Raw genomic sequence first — 17,719 nt, forward strand, 5'->3', positions numbered from 1 at the left:
ACGATCGGTGCATCATGTTCCTGCACGTTCAGGACCCTGGGGGGTGGAGATTTGACAACAAATCGGACTAAAGGGAAACATCCCCATGCCGTGACCGCGCTATGCGACGAGGGTAGCCGCCTGTATGTGGATGCACTGAGGACGGGACGTATCGCACGCGCGGACGTGGAGGCCGCTCCCTGCCTGATGGAGTTCGCGCTACTGCACCCCGACCCCGACGACGCCAACTGGCTCCGCCCGGTTCCCCCTTCGGTCGCCCTGGCCCAGCGCCTCAACCCCCTCGAACTCGAGATCACCGAGCGCCGCCGGGCCTCCATCGAACTGGCCGACGCCTTCGAGCCGTTCATGGCCCTGAGCGCCCAGGTCACCGCGTCCACGCACTCCATCACCGTGCTGGAGGGGCTCGACCGGATCAACGCGGCGCTGGACCTGGCCACGTCCCAGTGCCAGAACGAGATGCTGACGGTCCAGCCGAGCGGCCACCGCCCCGAACGACGGCTCATCGAGGGCCTGGAGCGGGACCGGCCGCTCATCGAACGCGGGGTGCGGATCCGCACGCTGTACCAGCACACGGCCCGCTACAGCCCCGAAAAGCTCGCCTACGTGGACAAGTTCGCCGACGGCAAGGTGGAGTACCGGACCATCGACGAACTCGTCGAGCGGCTCATCATCTGCGACGAAACGGTCGCCTTCATCCCCATCCGCGACGACCGCCAGGTCGCCCTGGAGATCCGCCACGCCGGGCTGGTCGGCTACCTCATGAAAGTGTTCGAGTTCATGTGGAACCGGGCGGTGCCGCTGAACGCCGGCGCACCGTACGAGACCGCCCCCGACGGCCTCACCGACATCCAGCACTCCATCGCCAAACTCCTCGTGGAGGGGCACGTGGACGAGGCCATCGCCCGCCGCCTGGGCATGAACGTACGCACCTGCCGCGCCCACATAGCCAAGCTGGCCACCGCCCTCGGCAGCGGCAGCCGGGCCCAACTCGGCTACCTCATAGCGCAGTCCGGGATCCTGGTCCGGGACGAGTGAGGTGACGGGACCGGAGGGACGACGTCCCGCAGCACACACGCCGCACGGCGCGGAGGAGCTGTGTGCCGAGGGCGCGCGACTGTACGAACGCGCCCTGCGCGAAGGGCGGCTCGCAGTCACCGAAGCCGAACCCGCCCCCTGTCTGCTCGACTTCGGCCTGCTGCACCCGACCATCGACGACGCGGATCTGCTGCAACCCGCCCCGCCGCTCCTCGCCCTGCACCGGCTGCTGCGCACCACCGGTCACCGCATCGCGGCCGAACGGCAGCGCGAAGCCCTGCTCGTCGACACCTTCGAACCCTTCCTGCGGCTCGACGCGTGCCATGCCACGGCCTCGACGGTACACACCACCACTCTTCTGAGTGGCATGCCCCTGATCAACGCCACGATCACCAGGGCCATGGCCGACACCCGCCTCGAGATCCTCTGCATCCAGCCCCACAGCACCCACATCGGCCCGCCCCCGGCCGTCCACACCGAAGCCATAGCCCGCGACCAGGCCTTCCTGGACCGCGGTGGCCGTATCCGCACCCTCTACCAGCACACGCTGCGGTACGCCCCCACCGTCCAGGCCCGCTACGAACGACTCCGCGGCGACGTCGAGGCCCGCACCCTCGACGAGGTCACCGAACGGCTCATCCTGCTCGACCGCACCGTCGCCTTCATCCCGGCCAACAAGGACCGCACACTCGCCCTCGAAATACGCCACCCCACACTGCTCCGGTACTTCGCCACCACCTTCGACCGCCTCTGGCACCTCGCCACCCCCATGTACCCCGAGGCCGTCCGCCAGCCCACCCTGAACGGGGTCACCCCGCGCCAGCGGGCCATCGCCACCCTCCTGGTGGAGGGGCACACCGACGCGGTCATCGCCGACCGCCTCGGCATGAACATCCGCACCGCCCGCGTCCACATCGCCAAGCTCGCCGCCGTCCTCGGCAGCGAGAGCCGCGCCCAGCTCGGCTACCTCATCGCCCGCTCCGGAATCCTCGACCAGGAAAGAGACCCGACGTGAACACGCCGCCGCACCCCCACCACGGCGTGGCAGAGCTCTGCGCCCAGGGCAGACAGCTCTACGAACGCGCCCTGCGCGAGGGGCACCTCGCGGCCGGTGACGCCGAGACCGCCCCCTGTCTGCTCGACCTGGGCCTGCTCCACCCGGCGGTCGACGACATGCGCCGACTGGAGCCCGTCGCCCCGGCCGTCGCCCTGCACCGCCAACTGAAGGCCACCGCGGCCCGGATCGCCGACGAACGGCGCCACGAGGAGCAGCTGGCCGCCCTCTTCGAACCCCTCATGCGGCTCACCGGCAGCCGCACCGCCCCCGCCGAGTCCGCCTCCCTGCGCGTCCTCAGCGGCAACGAGCAGATCAACCAGGCCATCACCGTGGCCATGGACGAGATGCGCGAGGAACTGCTGTGCATCCAGCCGCGGACCGGCCTCGACACCGAACGGGCCGCCGCCACCATCGAGCTCGCCCGCCGGCGCGACCAGGCCGTCCTCGACCGCGGCTGCCGTATCCGCACGCTCTACCAGCACACCACCCGGCACATCCAGATCATCATCAGCCACTACGAGCTGCTCAGCGGCGACGCCGAGGCACGCGGCCTCGACGAGGTCACCGACCGGCTGATCGTCGTCGACCGCACGGTGGCCTTCCTCCCCGCCAACGAGGACGGCACCCTCGCCCTCGAGGTCCGCCACCCCGCCCTGATCGCCTTTCTGGCCACGGCCTTCGACCGCCTGTGGCGGCTGGCCACCCCCATGTACCCCGAGGCCGTGCAGCGGCCCTCCCTCAACGGGGTGACCCCCCGTCAACGGGCCATCGCCACCCTCCTCGTCGAGGGTCACACCGACGCGGTCATCGCCGCGCGCCTCGGCATGAACATCCGCACCGCCCGGGTCCACATCGCCAAGCTCGCCGCCGGCCTCGGCAGCGAGAGCCGCGCCCAACTCGGCTATCTCATCGGCCGGTCGGGAATCCTCGACCGGGAAGAACACCGGTGACCTGACCCGGCAGGTCGCGGCCGACCGCGTCCGCCCGTTCGTTCCCCTCCGCCCGTTCCGCCCCCGGAGCCCCGAGCCCGCTCACCTCCACCGGCCCGTCCAGCCCCACCTGCGCGATCCGCACCCCCAGCTGGGTCCGGCTCGCCGCGCCCAGGGTCTCCGAAAGACGCGCGATATGGGCCCGGCAGGTGCGGACGCTGATCCCGAGGCGCTCGGCGATCACCGCGTCCTGGTGGCCCTCCGCCAGCAGCGCGGCGATGGACTGCTCACGGTGCGAGATGCCCTCGATCCGGGTCTCCGGGAGCGGGGCGGTCAGCGGGATCGCGAGCCGCCACAGCCGCTCGAAGACCGTCACCAGGTAGGCGATCAGCGCCGGGTGGCGCAGCTCCAGCGCCATCGTGCGGTCGGCGTTCGCCGGGATGAAGGCCACCTTGCGGTCGAAGAGGATCAGCCGGTCGACGACCTCGTCCAGGGTGCGGGCCTCCACCGCGTCACCCATCAGCTCCAGATAGTTCAGCAGCCCCTGACCGTGCCGGGCCACATGGTTGTACAGGTCGCGCATCCGCACGCCCCGGCCGCGCAGCTCCAGCGCCCGGTGCAGGCCCTCCGACAGTTCCTGCTCGCGCCGGATGCCGCCCGGCTGCACCGTCAGCACCTCGGTCGTGCACGCCTCGGTCGCCTGGTCCAGGGCCGCCTGGATGCGCGAGGGGCCGTCCAGGACCCGGATCGCCGCGCCCTCCCCGGCCCGCGCGCCCGGCGCCGGGCCGCCGAGACCGGCGTACCACTCGAAGGCGGCGACGGCCGAACCCATCCGCCGCTCGCTCGCGCTCACCTCGTCGTGCAGACCGCGCAGCAGCCTGGTCATGACCTCCTGCGGGGAGGTCGGCACCAGCCATTCCATGTCGTCGGGATCGGGATGCAGCAGGGCCAGTTCCAGCAGACAGGGAACCGGCCCGGCGTCGCCGCGCGGCACCCGTCCCCGCCGTACGGCCCGGGAATACACGCGATCCCCGGCCTCGCACAGTCGGTCAGCACCGTGAGGATGCTCCTCCGTCCCGTGCCCGGCCATCGCCCATCCCACCCCCGACTGACACCTCTCCGACGCGTCCGACGCGCCTTCCGCGACGCAACTATGCGCGGCGCGGACCGGCTCCGCAACACGGCTCCCCCGGCCAGGGCAGCGGAAAACCACTCATATAACCGAGTTTCTCCCGGCCTCCACCCCTCGCATTGCAACAAGCTGATGGTGGTGCGCGCCGGCAGACCCGGGCATGGTTGATTCCACTTCCCCCCGGGTGCGCCCCACCCGGGTCGGTCCGGCCGGGCGACGGGGGAGCCCGGCCGGACCCGGGGAACGTCTTCCGGAGGCGTGCGTTCCCGGAAACCGCGGGGTGATCCCCCTGTTACCTCCCGCACTTACCTTCTGGCCATGGCGGACATATTTGACGCATACGCGTTGGCCGATGCGTGGGACGAGATGTTCGAGCGGCCGGGTGAGGTCAGGACCGCCTATGAGCCGGTACTGGCGGCGCTCCAGCCGATCGAACCAGGTGAACTGCGCTTCCGGGCGGACCAGATGGCCCGTGCGTTCACCGACCGTGGCGTGACCTACGCCTTCGCGGGCGAGGAACGGCCCTGGCCGCTGGACCTCGTGCCGAGGATCCTCGACGCCGTCGAGTGGGATTTCATACAACGCGGGGTCGGACAGCGGGTCAGGGCACTGGAGGCCTACCTCGCCGACGCCTACGGGCGCTGCCGGGCCTTCGAGGACGGTGTCGTCCCCTGGCGGCTGCTGCTGACCTCCCCGCACTTCCACCGCGCGGCCCACGGGGTGGAGCCCCCGAACGGGGTCCGCATCCATGTCGCGGGCATCGACCTGGTGCGCGACGAGGCCGGGGACTTCCGGGTCCTGGAGGACAACGTACGGGTGCCCAGCGGGGTGTCGTACGTCATCGAGAACCGGCGGGCGATGACCCGGGTGTTCCCCTCGCTCTTCGACGGGCAGCACGTCGTGCCCGTCGACGGCTACCCGGCGCGGCTGCTGGCCGCGCTGCGGGCCGCCGCGCCCGAGCGGACCGCCGACCCCCGGGTCGTCGTCCTCACGCCGGGCCCGAGCAACGCCGCGTACTTCGAACACGCGCTGCTGGCACGGCTGATGGGCGTGCAGCTGGTGGAGGGGCACGACCTCGTCTGCCGCAACAACCGGGTGTGGATGCGCACCACCCGGGGCGAGGTGCCCGTCCACGTCGTCTACCGGCGGCTCGACGACGACTTCCTCGACCCGCTCCACTTCCGCCCCGACTCGGTGATCGGCTGCCCGGGCATCCTGAGCGCGGCCGTGGCCGGGAACGTCACCCTCGCCAACGCGGTCGGCAACGGCGTCGCCGACGACAAACTGCTCTACACCTACGTCCCGGACCTGATCCGGTACTACCTCGGCGAGGAACCGATTCTCCCCAACGTCGAGTCGTACCGCCCCGACGAGCCGGGCCAGCTGGAGGCCGTCCTCGACCAGATCGACCAGCTGGTCGTCAAGCCGGTGGACGGCGCGGGCGGACAGGGCATCGTGATCGGCCCGAAGGCCGACGCGAAGACCCTGGAGAGAACCCGCAAGGCGGTCGCCGCCGACCCGCGCGGCTTCATCGCCCAGCGGCCGGTCGCCCTGTCCACCTCCCCCACCCTCGCGGGCGAACGCATGGCGCCCCGCCACATCGACCTGCGCCCGTTCGCCGTCAACGACGGCAACGACGTCTGGGTCCTGCCCGGCGGCCTGACCCGGGTCGCCCTCCAGGAGGGCAACCTGATCGTCAACTCCAGCCAGGGCGGCGGCTCCAAGGACACCTGGGTACTCGCCGAGGGCCCCGTCGAGGCCCCCTCCAGCCTCGCCGACGACGGCCCGCTCCCGTCCGTCGTCCCCCGCCAGCTCGGCCCCGACGGAATCCCCACCCTCGTACCGGAAGGGGCGCAGCAGTGAACGACGTGATCCTCTCCCGCATCGCGGAGGCGCTGACCTGGACCGGCCGCTATGTCGAGCGGGCCGACGCCACCGCGCGCATCCTCGACGCCTACCTCCACCGCATGCTGGAGGACCCCTGGCGCGACGAGGACGCGGCCTGCCGGTCGCTGTACGCGATCCTCGGCATGGACGCGGGCCGCGCACCGGTCGACATGCAGCAGGTCCTCGACCAGCTGGCGTTCGACGCCCGCTCGACGGGCTCCATCGAGGGCGCGCTCGGCGCCGCGCGGCTGAACGCGCGCAGCGCCCGCGAGGCGGTGTCGTCCGCCATGTGGGAGTGCCTGAACGCCACCTGGCACGCCCTCGCCGACCAGCGCCGCGCCGCCCGCCGCACCGGCCCGTACGCCTATCTGGAGCTGGTCCGCAGCCGCGCCGCTCTCTTCTTCGGCCTCGCCGACTCCACGATGAGCCGGGACGACTCCTGGCGGTTCGTCGTCCTGGGCCGGAGCCTGGAGCGGGTGGACATGACCGTACGGCTGCTGTCGGTGCGCGTCCTGGACGCCGTGCACGCGCCGGACTGGCCGACGCTGCTCAGCGCGTCCGGCGCCGACGAGGCGTTCGCACGGGTGTACGGCGGCTTCGGGGACACCGCGCGCGTGGCCGAGTTCCTGCTGCTCGACCGGGACTTCCCGCGTTCGGCGCTGCACGCGCTGACCACGGCGGAGGAGTGCCTGTCCGCGCTCGGCCGCCCCCGCCAGGATCCGGCGCGCCGCCCCATCGGCCGGCTGCGCACCCGCCTGGAGTACCTCGACACCCAGGCCCTGGAGGACCAGCTGCCGCTGCTCCTGCGGGACCTGCAGACGGCCTGCATGGCCTCGGCGGAGGCGGTCGCCGAGCGGTTCTTCCCGTACCAGGGGCCCGTGGTGTGGGCCCAGGAAGGAGCGTGAGCGCGATGACCCGCAGGCTCCGCATCCAGCACACGACCCGTGTCTCCTACGCGCAGGCCGCGGTCTCCTCGCACAACGAGGTCCGGATGACCCCGCTGACCCTGCCCGGACAGACCACGCTGGATTCCCGGGTGAGCATCCGCCCGGCGGCCACCACCTGGTCGTACTGGGACTACTGGGGCACCCAGGTCACCGCCTTCGAGCTGATGGACCCGCACGCCGATCTCACCATCACTGCCTCCAGCCTGGTCGAGACGGCCCCGCCGGGCGAACTGCCCCCCGCGCCCGGCTGGCCGGAGATCGCCGACCGCGTCGCCGGCTCCCGGCTGCTGGAGTTCGCCGCCCCGACGGTCCGTACGACGGTCCCGCCGAAGCTGGTGAAGAAGGCGCGCAGGGCCGCGGCGGGCCTGGACCCCCACGAGACGGCGGTGGCCGTGTCCTCCCTGGTCGCCGACCGGGTCGCCTACCTCCCCGGCGCCACCGGGGTGAACACCTCGGCGGCTCAGGCGTGGGAGCAGGGCGCGGGCGTCTGCCAGGACATCGCGCACCTGACGATCGCGCTGCTGCGCGGCCTCGGCCTGCCCGCCCGGTATGTCTCCGGCTACCTCCACCCCGAGCGGGAGGCGGAGCTGCACCGCCCGGTGGCCGGGCAGAGCCACGCCTGGCTCGAGTACTGGGCGGGCGACTGGCAGGGCTACGACCCCACCAACCGGACCCGCGCCGACGAGTCCCACGTGGTGGTCGGCCGGGGCCGCGACTACGACGACGTCACCCCGCACAAGGGCGTCTACCGGGGCGTGGCGGGCGGCCCGCCGGAGGTGACGGTGGAGTTCACACGGGTGGCGTGAGGGGCGGGCCTTCGGCGAGGGCAGGGCCGCGTGTGCGCGCAGTCTCAGCGACACGCCGTGCGCACGGCGTGTCGCTGAGACTCTCCCGTCACCACCGGGGTGTTCGTTACTTCAGGTTGATGACGGCGCAGGCCTGCTTGTACTTCGCGGTGCAGATGTCGGACGCCTTGTAGATGCCGTCCGCGATCACGGTCTGCTCGATGTTGCTCTTGGTGAGCGCGACCACGGTCACCAGCTTGGCCGGGATGTCCTTGTCGGTGGGGCTGTCGACCCTGTCGCGGGTGAGCGCCTCGAACTGCAGCTCACGGCCCTGGACCAGGGCGACGGCCGCCTCGGCCGCGGCCTCCGCCTCACCGGCGTACGGCTTGTAGACGGTCATGTACTGCTCGCCCGCGACGATCCGCTGCACGGCCGGGAGTTCGGCGTCCTGGCCGGTGATGGGCGGCAGGTTGCTGTCGCTGACGCCGGCGTCCTCGAGGGCCTCGATGATGGCGCCGGCCATGGCGTCGTTGGCGGAGTAGACGGCGGCGATGTTGTCCTTGCCGATCTTCTCGATCGCCTCGGCCATGTGCTGCTTGGCGATGGGCGGCTTCCAGCCGTCGGTGTCGTAGGTCGCGGCGATGGTCACACGGCCGTTGAGCTCGTCCATCGCCCCGTTCTTGAACTGGCCGGCGTTCGGGTCGGTGGGCGAGCCGTTGATCATGACGATCTGGTCGGAGGTGTCGGCCGAGCCGAGCGCCTCGGTGATGGCGCGGCCCTGCACCTCGCCGACGAGTTCGTTGTCGAAGGAGACGTACGCGTCGATCGGGCCCTCGGCGAGCCGGTCGTAGGCGATGACCGGGATGTTCGCCTCCTTGGCCTTCTTCACCATGGGAGCGATCTTCTTGGAGTCGACGGCGTCGAGCAGGATGCAGTCGACCTTCTCGTCGATCATCTCCTGCATCTGGGCGTTCTGCTTCTTGACGCTGGATGCCGCGTTGGCGTACTCGGTCTTGCCCTTGTTACTGGTGAGGGCGGCGATCTTCTTCTTGATGATCGGGTAGTCGAACTCCGCGTACCGGGTGTTCGTCGTCTCCGGCATCAGCACACCGACGGTGATGTCGTTGGTGCGGGTCACTGTCGTGTCGCCGCTGTCGTCCGAGGCCCCCAGCATCCCGCATCCCGCGAGCGAGAGGGACATCGTGGAGGCGACCACAGCTATGGCGATACGACGCATTCGGGGGCTCACTTCAGGTGCGTTCCGGTACATGGGTGCAACAGACACGTTGACCCACTTGTCTGAAAGACAACGCGGCGGCAGCCGCCGGAGTCAAGCCGAACCACTTAACGAAGTAACAACATCACCGTCCGCATAGCGAGTGAAGACGCATGGAGACGGCGCGAAGGGGGTAAGGACCACTCTTTACGACTTCTCCTCAAATCGGCTTCAGCGGCACGCAAAGACCCGTACAACCAAGGGCACTTCTCGCGAGTCGTGATCACGGCAGGCAGTTTTCTCGCACACGCCCGCCCTTCCCGACCAGAGGATCGAATGAACTCAGCCAGACTCGCGACGGCCCTCGTGCTCGCCACGACCGGCGGTCTCCTCACCGCCGTCACCGCCGCGCCCGCCTCGGCCGCGACCAGCTGCACCTCGCCGGTGTACAAGCGTCAATTCTTCGCGAACACCACCTTTTCGGGCACTCCGAAGAAGACCGACTGCGACTCGGCCGTCAGCGAGAACTGGGGCACCAGGGCCCCTGCTTCCGGCCTCCCCACGAACAACTTCGGCGTGCGCTGGACCGTGACCCGCGACTTCGGCTCGGGCGGCCCCTTCACCTTCTCGGTGTCGGCCCAGGACGGCGTACGGGTCTACCTCGACCCCGGCACGGACAACGCCCGCAAGATCAGCCTGTGGAAGAACACGTCCACGACCGTGTCGAAGACGGTCAACGTGACGATCCCGTCCGGCAGGCACACCCTCCGCGTGGACTACGTGAACTGGACCGGCGCCGCGAACGTCAAGTTCACGTACACGCCCCGCACCTCGGCGACGGTCGACAAGGTCGCGCCGCTCACCCCGACGGGCCTCGCGGCCGCCTACGACACCGCGACCGGAAGCGCGAAGCTCACCTGGGCGAAGAACAAGGAGATGGACCTCGCCGGCTACCGCGTCTACCGGCGCCCCGCCGACGGCTCCACCTGGACACGGCTGGTCTCCACCGCCTCCACCACGTACACCGACACCACCCTCCCGGTGACCGGCGCGGCCTACGTCTACGAACTGCGCGCCTACGACAAGGCGGGGAACGAGTCGGCGGGCACGGCCGACAAGACCGTCACCACCGTCGACCGGACCGCCCCCGCCGTGCCCGTCCTCCGCCCCACCTCGAGCGAGCCGGAGGGGCTGCGGGTCACCTGGGGCGAGGTCGCGGGGGCGGCGTCGTACCGCGTGTACCGGGCGGCGAGTCTGAGCGGCACCTACGCTCTGGTCGGTACCACCGACCAGACCTCGTACCTGGACTCCACCGCCGTGGAGGGCACCAGCTACTTCTACCGAGCGACCGCACTCGACGCGGCGGGCAACGAGTCCGCGCAGTCCACCGCCGTGGTCGGCACGCTCCGGGACGTCACCCCGCCGTCCGCCGTCACCGGGGTGACGGTCACTCCGACCGAGTACGGCTTCGAGGTGCGCTGGGACGCCAACCCGACCCCGGACCTGGAGAGTTACACGGTCCGCCGGGGTGAGCTCTGGGGCGACGAGGGAGGCGAGCAGGTCTGCTCCCTGTACCCGGGCTACTCCGTGCCCGCCGGCACCACCTCCTACGCGTACGTCACCCTCCCCGAGGGTGAGGAGTCCTGCTTCATCGTCGACGCCCTCGACGACGCCACGAACTCGTCGTTCGCGTCGACCGGTGAGGCGCAGATCGTGATCGCCACCGAGCTCGACATGACGCCGAGCGTGGCCACGCCCGAGGGATCTCCGCTGACTCTCACCGCGGAGGCGGCCGAGGGCGACGAGGGCAACCGGCTGACCTGGCACGGACTTGCCGACTCGGCTCCGGAACAGGCCGGCGGCTACCGCGTCCACCGCTGGAACCCGCAGACCTCCACGTACGAGACGATCGCCGAACTCCCCAGCGGTGCCCTGGAGTACTTCGACACCGGCGTGCCGCGCGGGACGACTTCCTTCTACTGGGTCACCGCGGTGGCGGAGGACGGTTCCGAGTCCCTGCCCGCGGACGACTGGGCGGTCACCGCGCCGTAGCCCCGTCAGCCCCGCTTCGGGCCCGTGATCGCCTCACCGATCACGAAGCCCTTGGCGGGGCCTTCGGGGATGGTGACTTCGGTGCCGTAGGGGACGCGGTGGATGTCCTCCCAGTCGGCCTTGTCGGGACGGGGGCCGGTGAAGAGGGTGACAGCGCCCTGGCCGTCGTAATCGTCGATGAGGACGTAGACGGGGATACCGGCGCGGGCGTATTCGCGGCGCTTGCGGATGCGGTCTCGGTCCTGGTTGCTCTTGCCGGGGGAGACGACTTCGACGACGAGGTGAAGCGCTTTGGCCCTCACTCCCAGACCGTCTTCATCCGCGTACGGCTCCAGGTCCTCGGGAGCGACGAAGGCGTCGGGGATCCAGCCTTTGCGCTTGTGGATCACGTTGAAATCCTGGAAGCAGGCGTATTCGCCTTCCCCCAGGAACTTGTCCAGCGCCCGACACAGACGATTGACGATCTGCGCGTGGGACAGACGACCGGTGGTCGACACCTCGATGGCTCCCTCGATGATCTCAGCGCGGTAGCCCTCGGGGAGTTCCATGGCCTTCCACAGCTGCCACAGGCCCTCATCCGGGTCGGCCAGGTGTGCGCGAGGGATCAAGGTGGCACCTCCTCCTCAAGTGGGCTGGACGTGCTTGGGGCACAAGCAACGCGATCACGGTAAGTACGGCGATACGGCTGACCAGGGGAACTACCCCCAGTTCACCCGTTCGAGCGAGCCCAGCTCGAACCACACCCCCTTCGCGAACCGCCCCGCCCTGTCGTCGGCGACGCCCCACCCGTCCGCCATCTCCTCGACGAGCCCGAGCCCCCTCCCCCAGCAGGCCACGGCCCCGGTGGCGGGGCGGACGACGACCGGCGGGTCCGGACTCTCGTCGAAGACGCTGACCCGGAGCCGGGCCGGGGTCAGCCGGATGCGGAGCATGGCGGTGCCCTTGGTGTGCAGGTGCACGTTCGTGACGAGCTCCGAGGTGCACAGGGCGGCCGGCATGACGAGGGGTTCCCGGTCGTGCGTGAAGAGGACGGCGCGGACGAAGTCCCGGCACACCCGGGGCGAGGTCGCGTCCGCCGGGGTGAACAGGCTGTATTCGTGAGTGAGTTGAGCTGAGCGGTGGGCTGCACGGCGGGCTGGGTTCATGGGAGGCGGCTCCTTTGCGCGCCCGGCGATGGCGTCGCCCACGGGGTGCGGGTGCTCTGTCGACTTACGGGCGCTGAGTGACTGCTTGCACACTCACGGTAGGTATAGAGGTTTACAATTTTCAAGCTTCTCACTCGATCGGTGGACGAACTCATCCAATCCGGAGAGACTTTGGGCGACCGGACGAGGAGTAACCCGTGGGACTGCGCACCACCATCACCGAACGCCAGCGACGACTCGGCTACGAGCTCAAACAACTGCGCGAAAAGGCGGGTTTGAGTGCGGGTGAGGCCGCCGAGCGGATCGGTATGGGCCGGGCCCAGCTCAGCCAGATCGAGACGGCGAAGACGACGATCCTGACGGAGCGACTCCGCGAGCTCTGCCGTCTCTATGCATGCAAAGATGAGACGTACACTGATGCCCTGGTCGCCATGTCCGAGGCCACCGGCAAGGGTTGGTGGACCGCCTACAAGAAACCCATGGAGCAGGGTCCGCTGAACATGGCGGAACTGGAAGCAGGCGCCGTGGCCCTACGGGTGCACCAGCCTCTGCTCATTCCCGGACTGTTCCAGACCGCGGACTACGCACGAGCCATCTTCACCACCCCTGGCCTGGGCTTCGAACGGATCGAAGAGGCCCTGGAGTTCCGTATGGAGCGACAGCGCGTGCTCACCGGCGACCACCCACCTGCCGTGCATGCCGTGATCCACGAGTCCGCCCTGCACATGCGGTTCGGAGGCACTGAGGTACTGCGCGGTCAGCTGCTCCACCTCATCGAGCTGGCCCGGCTGCCCAACGTCACCGTGCAGATCTACCCGTTCACCTCGCGGGCCCACCCGGCCCTCTCCAGCAGCTTCGTACACGTCATCCCCGCCGTCGCCGAACTGGGCACCGTGGTCCTCGAACACTTCGGCAGCTTCCAGTACTTGGGCGACCACGCGAGCCTGACCCAGTACGGGGTGCTGTTCGAGAGTCTCGCCGAGTACGCCTTGGCGCCCGTCGACGTATCGTTGGCCCCGGAAGCACACTCCGTGAAGGACTCGCTGGCCCTCATCCAGCACCTGCTCTACACCCTTTGAGGAGGCCCGGATGCCTGAACTCACCTGGCAGAAGTCGTCGTTCAGCGGCGGCCCGCAGGGCGAGTGCCTCTACCTCGCCCCCACCCCCGACGGAACGATCCGCCTCCGCGAGAGCGACACCCCGGACGTCATCCTGGCCACCACCCCGGAAACCCTCGCCGGACTCCTGGATCACCTCAGGCACTCCTGATTCACAGGTAGGACGAAGGGGCCCGGAGGATCAGTTGATCCACCAGGCCCCTTCACACATGTGCCGCAGGTCAGTCCTTCGGCTTCTTCGGTCGCCACACCACCAGCGCGCTGGTCTGCTGGACCTCCTGGTACGGGACGAGGTCCCGGCGGTAGGAGGCGTGGACCGCTGCCTCGCGCTGCTGCATCGCGGCCGCCGCGCCCTCCAGGGCGTCCTGGAGTTCGACGACCCGGGACTGCAGGGCGGCGACCTGGTTCTCCAGTTCGATGATCCGCTTGATGCCGGCCAGGTTGATGCCCTCGTCCTGCGACAACTGCTGGACGGTGCGCAGCAGTTCGATGTCGCGGGCCGAGTAGCGGCGGCCCCGGCCGGCGGTGCGGTCGGGGGAGACCAGGCCCAGCCGGTCGTACTGCCGCAGCGTCTGCGGGTGCAGGCCGGAGAGCTGGGCCGCCACCGAGATGACGTAGACCGGGGTTTCCTCGGTCAGTTCATACGGCCCACGGAAATGGTCACTGCGTCGACGGCCGTCCATCACTCTCAGGCTCCCTTCGCGGCCTCGAACAGCTCCGCCCGCGGGTCCTCACCCGCGGTCGCCTCGCGATACGCCTCGAGCGCGTCACGAGCCTTCCCCGACAGGTCCTTCGGCACACTCACCTCGACGGTGACCAGCAGGTCGCCGCGGGTGCCGTCCTTGCGGACCGCGCCCTTGCCCCGCGCCCGCATGGTGCGGCCGTTGGGGGTGCCGGGCGGCAGCTTCAGGGTGAGGGAGGGCCCCCCGAGGGTGGGGACCCTGATCTCGCCGCCGAGGGCCGCCTCGGTGAACGTGACCGGGACCGTCACCGTCAGGTTGTCGTCCTTGCGGCCGAAGACCGGGTGGGCGCCGACGTGGACGACGACGTACAGGTCGCCGGCCGGGCCGCCGCGCTCGCCCGGTGCGCCCTTGCCGCGCAGCCGGATGCGCTGGCCGTCCGTGACCCCGGCCGGGATGCGGACCTGCATGGTCCGGGACGACTTGGCGCGGCCGCTGCCCTTGCACTCCAGACAGGGGTGCTCGGCGATCAGACCGCGGCCCTTGCAGTCCGGGCAGGGGTCGGTGAGGGAGAACCCTCCGCCGGAGCCCCGGGCCACCTGGCCGGTGCCGACGCAGGTCGGGCACACGCGCGGTGTGCCGTTCTTGTCGCCGGTGCCGGAGCAGGCCTTGCACGGGGACTGCGAGGACATGCGCAGCGGAACCGTCGCGCCCTCGATGGCCTCCGTGAAGGTCAGGGTGACCTCGGTGTCGATGTCCTGGCCGCGCCGGGGCTGGGTGCGGGTCGTACCGCCTCCACCCCGGTTGAACAGGCCCCCGAAGACGTCCCCGATGCCGCCGCCGAAGCCGCCGGAGCCCCCGCCCTGGGCGCCGCCTCCGAAGAGGTCGCCCAGGTCGAAGTTGAAGTTGCCGCCGGCGCCCGGCCCCGGGCGGAAGCCGCCGTTGCCGAACAGGGCGCGCGCCTCGTCGTACTCCTTGCGCTTCTTGGGGTCGCCGAGGACGTCGTTCGCCTCGGAGATCTCCTTGAAGCGCTCCTCCGCCTTGGCGTTGCCCTTGTTGGCGTCCGGGTGGAACTCGCGGGCGAGCTTCCGGTACGCCTTCTTGATCTCGGCCTCGGTGGCGTCCTTGGGGACGCCGAGGACCTTGTAGTAGTCCTTCTCGATGAAGTCCTTGGTGCTCATCCTCGACGCGCCCCCTTTCCGGTGATCCGCTCCGTGTCTACGTCAGCCCTCCTCAGGGCCGTTGTCCTTCTCGTCCGCCGCCTCGGCGGGGGCCGCGTCCGAGGACTCGGCCTTGACCGTCTGGGCGCCGGGCTGGGGCTCGGCGACGGCCACCCGCGCGGGGCGGATGGTGCGCTCGCCGATCCGATACCCGGGCTGCAGAATCGCCACGCACGTCGTCTCGGTGACATCCGGCGCGTACGAGTGCATCAGGGCCTCGTGGATCGTCGGGTCGAAGGGCTCGCCCTCCTTGCCGAACTGCTGCAGGCCCATCTTGGCCGCGACGGTCTCCAGCGATTCGCCCACGGACTTGAAGCCGCCGACGAACTCGCCGTGTTCCCGCGCGCGGCCGATGTCGTCGAGGACGGGCAGGAGCTCGGTCAGGAGGTTCGCGATGGCGATCTCCTTGACCGCGATCCGGTCGCGCTCGACCCGGCGGCGGTAGTTCTGGTACTCGGCCTGGAGCCGCTGGAGGTCCGCGGTGCGCTCGCCGAGCGCGGTGCGCACCTGGTCCAGCTGGGCCACCAGTCCGGCGGTCTGGTTCGCGTCCCCGGCCGGGGCCGCGCCCTCCTCGGAGGGGGCGGCCTTCGGCTCGGCGTCGTCGGGGGTGGCGCCGGAGGGGACGTCGGGCTTCTCCTCGAAGCCCGGGGTCTCCTCCGTCACGCGGCACCGTCCTTGCGCTCGTCGTCCACGATCTCGGCGTCGACGACGTCGTCGTCGGCCCTGGCCTCACCGGCGCCGCCGGGGGTGGCCTGGGCGGCCTGGGCGTCGGCGTACATGGCCTGGCCGAGCTTCTGCGAGACGGCCGCGACCTTCTCGGTGGCGGTGCGGATCTCGGCGGTGTCCTCGCCCTTGAGCTTCTCCTTCAGCTCGGCGACGGCGGCCTCGACCTCGGTCTTGATCTCGCCGGGGACCTTGTCCTCGTTGTCCTTGAGGAACTTCTCGGTCTGGTAGACGAGCTGCTCGCCCTGGTTGCGGGCCTCGGCGGCCTCGCGGCGGCGGTGGTCCTCGTCCGCGTACTGCTCGGCCTCCTGGCGCATGCGGTCGACCTCGTCCTTCGGCAGCGAGGAGCCACCGGTGACGGTCATCTTCTGCTCCTTGCCCGTGCCCAGGTCCTTCGCGGTCACGTGCATGATTCCGTTGGCGTCGATGTCGAAGGAGACCTCGATCTGCGGGACACCGCGCGGGGCGGGCGGCAGACCGGTCAGCTCGAACATCCCGAGCTTCTTGTTGTACGCCGCGATCTCGCGCTCGCCCTGGTAGACCTGGATCTGCACGGACGGCTGGTTGTCCTCGGCCGTGGTGAAGATCTCGGACCGCTTGGTCGGGATCGTGGTGTTGCGCTCGATGAGCTTGGTCATGATGCCGCCCTTGGTCTCGATACCGAGGGACAGCGGGGTGACGTCGAGCAGCAGGACGTCCTTGACCTCGCCCTTGAGGACACCGGCCTGGAGGGACGCGCCGATGGCGACGACCTCGTCCGGGTTCACGCCCTTGTTGGCGTCCTTGCCGCCGGTCAGCTCCTTGACGAGCTCGGCGACGGCGGGCATACGGGTCGAGCCGCCGACGAGGACGACGTGGTCGATCTCGGCGAGCGAGATGCCGGCGTCCTTGATGACGTTGTGGAACGGGGTCTTGCAGCGCTCGAGCAGGTCCGCGGTCAGCTGCTGGAACTGGGCGCGGGTGAGCTTCTCGTCCAGGTGCAGCGGGCCCTCGGCGGACGCCGTGATGTACGGCAGGTTGATCGAGGTCTCGGTCGAGGAGGACAGCTCGATCTTCGCCTTCTCGGCGGCCTCGCGCAGACGCTGCAGCGCCATCTTGTCCTTGGACAGGTCCACGCCGTGGCCGGCCTGGAACTGCTTCACCAGGTAGTCGACGACACGCTGGTCCCAGTCGTCACCACCGAGGTGGTTGTCACCGTTGGTGGCCTTCACCTCGACGACGCCGTCGCCGATCTCCAGGAGGGACACGTCGAAGGTGCCGCCACCGAGGTCGAAGACGAGGATGATCTGCTCGTCCTTGTCGAGGCCGTAGGCGAGCGCGGCCGCGGTGGGCTCGTTGACGATGCGCAGGACGTTGAGGCCCGCGATCTCACCGGCCTCCTTGGTGGCCTGGCGCTCGGAGTCGTTGAAGTAGGCCGGGACGGTGATGACCGCGTCGGTCACCTTCTCGCCCAGGTAGGCCTCGGCGTCACGCTTGAGCTTCTGCAGGATGAACGCGGAGATCTGCTGCGGGTTGAAGGGCTTCCCGTCGAGCTCGATCTTCCAGTCGGTGCCCATGTGGCGCTTCACCGAGCGGATGGTGCGGTCCACGTTCGTGACCGCCTGACGCTTGGCGACCTCGCCGACGAGGACCTCGCCGTTCTTGGCGAAGGCGACGACGGACGGCGTGGTCCTGGCGCCCTCTGCGTTGGTGATGACGGTGGGCTCGCCGCCTTCAAGAACGCTGACGACGGAGTTAGTCGTGCCCAGGTCGATGCCGACCGCACGTGCCATGGTGATCTTCCTCCAGCTGAC

At 69.9% G+C, this 17,719-nt stretch carries 17 protein-coding genes; 9 read left to right on the forward strand and 8 right to left on the reverse strand.

Annotated features, from left to right (window positions below):
* Positions 1 to 51: 51 nt before the first annotated feature.
* The 3 genes from ACLZN2_RS39250 to ACLZN2_RS39260 are packed head-to-tail and all read left to right on the forward strand — an operon-like array spanning position 52 to position 3,042.
* On the forward strand, positions 52 to 1,035 hold the full coding sequence (locus tag ACLZN2_RS39250) for a helix-turn-helix transcriptional regulator (protein ID WP_416984377.1): 984 nt from the start codon (positions 52 to 54) through the stop codon (positions 1,033 to 1,035).
* A gap of 1 nt (position 1,036) precedes the next feature.
* The gene (locus tag ACLZN2_RS39255) at positions 1,037 to 2,050 is read left to right on the forward strand and encodes a helix-turn-helix transcriptional regulator (RefSeq protein WP_416984378.1); all 1,014 of its coding nucleotides are present in this window, start codon (positions 1,037 to 1,039) and stop codon (positions 2,048 to 2,050) included.
* Positions 2,047 to 3,042 carry a helix-turn-helix transcriptional regulator gene (locus tag ACLZN2_RS39260; RefSeq protein ID WP_416984379.1) on the forward strand — a complete coding sequence of 332 codons (996 nt, stop codon included), beginning with the start codon at positions 2,047 to 2,049 and terminating at the stop codon, positions 3,040 to 3,042. The genes ACLZN2_RS39255 and ACLZN2_RS39260 overlap by 4 nt, the downstream gene beginning before the upstream one ends.
* Here the strand turns inward: ACLZN2_RS39260 and ACLZN2_RS39265 are convergent.
* Positions 2,999 to 4,111 carry a LuxR C-terminal-related transcriptional regulator gene (locus ACLZN2_RS39265; RefSeq protein WP_416984380.1) on the reverse strand — a complete coding sequence of 371 codons (1,113 nt, stop codon included), beginning with the start codon at positions 4,109 to 4,111 and terminating at the stop codon, positions 2,999 to 3,001. The two genes, ACLZN2_RS39260 and ACLZN2_RS39265, sit on opposite strands and share 44 nt — an antisense overlap.
* A 360-nt stretch (positions 4,112 to 4,471) precedes the next feature.
* Between ACLZN2_RS39265 and ACLZN2_RS39270 the strand changes: the two genes are divergently transcribed.
* From ACLZN2_RS39270 to ACLZN2_RS39280, 3 genes are read left to right on the forward strand one after another with little or no spacing between them, the layout of a single operon-like run.
* Positions 4,472 to 6,016, forward strand: coding sequence for a circularly permuted type 2 ATP-grasp protein (locus tag ACLZN2_RS39270; RefSeq protein WP_416984381.1), 1,545 nt, complete (start codon positions 4,472 to 4,474; stop codon positions 6,014 to 6,016).
* Positions 6,013 to 6,945, forward strand: coding sequence for an alpha-E domain-containing protein (locus ACLZN2_RS39275; protein WP_416984382.1), 933 nt, complete (start codon positions 6,013 to 6,015; stop codon positions 6,943 to 6,945). The genes ACLZN2_RS39270 and ACLZN2_RS39275 overlap by 4 nt, the downstream gene beginning before the upstream one ends.
* Positions 6,946 to 6,950: 5 nt before the next feature.
* Positions 6,951 to 7,793: a transglutaminase family protein gene (locus ACLZN2_RS39280; RefSeq protein WP_416984383.1), complete on the forward strand. Its 843-nt coding sequence runs from the start codon at positions 6,951 to 6,953 to the stop codon at positions 7,791 to 7,793.
* A 106-nt stretch (positions 7,794 to 7,899) separates the two neighbouring features.
* Here the strand turns inward: ACLZN2_RS39280 and ACLZN2_RS39285 are convergent, their stop codons facing one another.
* Positions 7,900 to 9,009, reverse strand: a complete 1,110-nt coding sequence (locus tag ACLZN2_RS39285) for a sugar ABC transporter substrate-binding protein (RefSeq protein ID WP_416984384.1) — start codon at positions 9,007 to 9,009, stop codon at positions 7,900 to 7,902.
* Between the two features lie 315 nt (positions 9,010 to 9,324).
* On the opposite strand from ACLZN2_RS39285, the gene ACLZN2_RS39290 reads away from it, so the two are divergent.
* Positions 9,325 to 11,040, forward strand: a complete 1,716-nt coding sequence (locus ACLZN2_RS39290; protein ID WP_416984385.1) for a fibronectin type III domain-containing protein — start codon at positions 9,325 to 9,327, stop codon at positions 11,038 to 11,040.
* 5 nt (positions 11,041 to 11,045) lie between these two features.
* Here the strand turns inward: ACLZN2_RS39290 and ACLZN2_RS39295 are convergent, their stop codons facing one another.
* Both ACLZN2_RS39295 and ACLZN2_RS39300 read right to left on the reverse strand, forming a co-directional pair.
* Positions 11,046 to 11,648, reverse strand: coding sequence for a Uma2 family endonuclease (locus ACLZN2_RS39295; RefSeq protein ID WP_416984386.1), 603 nt, complete (start codon positions 11,646 to 11,648; stop codon positions 11,046 to 11,048).
* 90 nt (positions 11,649 to 11,738) lie between these two features.
* Positions 11,739 to 12,185 (reverse strand): ATP-binding protein, encoded by a 447-nt coding sequence (locus tag ACLZN2_RS39300; RefSeq protein WP_416984387.1) that lies wholly within the window; start codon positions 12,183 to 12,185, stop codon positions 11,739 to 11,741.
* Positions 12,186 to 12,382: 197 nt separating this feature from the next.
* On the opposite strand from ACLZN2_RS39300, the gene ACLZN2_RS39305 reads away from it, so the two are divergent.
* Together ACLZN2_RS39305 and ACLZN2_RS39310 are read left to right on the forward strand one after the other, a co-directional pair.
* The gene (locus ACLZN2_RS39305; protein WP_416984388.1) at positions 12,383 to 13,264 is read left to right on the forward strand and encodes a helix-turn-helix domain-containing protein; all 882 of its coding nucleotides are present in this window, start codon (positions 12,383 to 12,385) and stop codon (positions 13,262 to 13,264) included.
* Positions 13,265 to 13,274: 10 nt separating this feature from the next.
* The gene (locus tag ACLZN2_RS39310) at positions 13,275 to 13,454 is read left to right on the forward strand and encodes a DUF397 domain-containing protein (protein ID WP_416984389.1); all 180 of its coding nucleotides are present in this window, start codon (positions 13,275 to 13,277) and stop codon (positions 13,452 to 13,454) included.
* A gap of 70 nt (positions 13,455 to 13,524) precedes the next feature.
* Here ACLZN2_RS39310 and ACLZN2_RS39315 read toward each other — a convergent pair whose 3' ends face one another.
* From ACLZN2_RS39315 to dnaK, 4 genes are read right to left on the reverse strand one after another with little or no spacing between them, the layout of a single operon-like run.
* Positions 13,525 to 13,986: a heat shock protein transcriptional repressor HspR gene (locus ACLZN2_RS39315; protein WP_416984390.1), complete on the reverse strand. Its 462-nt coding sequence runs from the start codon at positions 13,984 to 13,986 to the stop codon at positions 13,525 to 13,527.
* A 5-nt stretch (positions 13,987 to 13,991) separates the two neighbouring features.
* Positions 13,992 to 15,164 (reverse strand): molecular chaperone DnaJ, encoded by a 1,173-nt coding sequence (gene dnaJ, locus ACLZN2_RS39320; protein WP_416984391.1) that lies wholly within the window; start codon positions 15,162 to 15,164, stop codon positions 13,992 to 13,994.
* A 42-nt stretch (positions 15,165 to 15,206) separates the two neighbouring features.
* On the reverse strand, positions 15,207 to 15,866 hold the full coding sequence (grpE, locus tag ACLZN2_RS39325) for a nucleotide exchange factor GrpE (protein ID WP_416984392.1): 660 nt from the start codon (positions 15,864 to 15,866) through the stop codon (positions 15,207 to 15,209).
* The gene (dnaK, locus tag ACLZN2_RS39330; protein ID WP_416984393.1) at positions 15,863 to 17,698 is read right to left on the reverse strand and encodes a molecular chaperone DnaK; all 1,836 of its coding nucleotides are present in this window, start codon (positions 17,696 to 17,698) and stop codon (positions 15,863 to 15,865) included. Before dnaK ends, grpE begins: the two co-directional genes overlap by 4 nt.
* Positions 17,699 to 17,719 lie beyond the last annotated feature (21 nt).

Origin of the sequence: Streptomyces sp. T028 (genome assembly GCF_048159505.1) — a bacterium.
Taxonomy (GTDB): domain Bacteria; phylum Actinomycetota; class Actinomycetes; order Streptomycetales; family Streptomycetaceae; genus Streptomyces.

What these genes read in the sequence shown, in the direction of transcription:
- ACLZN2_RS39265 (WP_416984380.1), bottom strand. Translation starts at nt 4,111, where the DNA reads ATGGCCGGGCACGGGACGGAGGAGCATCCTCACGGTGCTGACCGACTG.
- ACLZN2_RS39270 (WP_416984381.1), top strand. Translation starts at nt 4,472, where the DNA reads ATGGCGGACATATTTGACGCATACGCGTTGGCCGATGCGTGGGACGAG.
- ACLZN2_RS39280 (WP_416984383.1), top strand. Translation starts at nt 6,951, where the DNA reads ATGACCCGCAGGCTCCGCATCCAGCACACGACCCGTGTCTCCTACGCG.
- ACLZN2_RS39285 (WP_416984384.1), bottom strand. Translation starts at nt 9,009, where the DNA reads ATGCGTCGTATCGCCATAGCTGTGGTCGCCTCCACGATGTCCCTCTCG.
- ACLZN2_RS39290 (WP_416984385.1), top strand. Translation starts at nt 9,325, where the DNA reads ATGAACTCAGCCAGACTCGCGACGGCCCTCGTGCTCGCCACGACCGGC.
- ACLZN2_RS39300 (WP_416984387.1), bottom strand. Translation starts at nt 12,185, where the DNA reads ATGAACCCAGCCCGCCGTGCAGCCCACCGCTCAGCTCAACTCACTCAC.
- ACLZN2_RS39310 (WP_416984389.1), top strand. Translation starts at nt 13,275, where the DNA reads ATGCCTGAACTCACCTGGCAGAAGTCGTCGTTCAGCGGCGGCCCGCAG.
- ACLZN2_RS39315 (WP_416984390.1), bottom strand. Translation starts at nt 13,986, where the DNA reads ATGGACGGCCGTCGACGCAGTGACCATTTCCGTGGGCCGTATGAACTG.
- dnaJ (WP_416984391.1), bottom strand. Translation starts at nt 15,164, where the DNA reads ATGAGCACCAAGGACTTCATCGAGAAGGACTACTACAAGGTCCTCGGC.
- dnaK (WP_416984393.1), bottom strand. Translation starts at nt 17,698, where the DNA reads ATGGCACGTGCGGTCGGCATCGACCTGGGCACGACTAACTCCGTCGTC.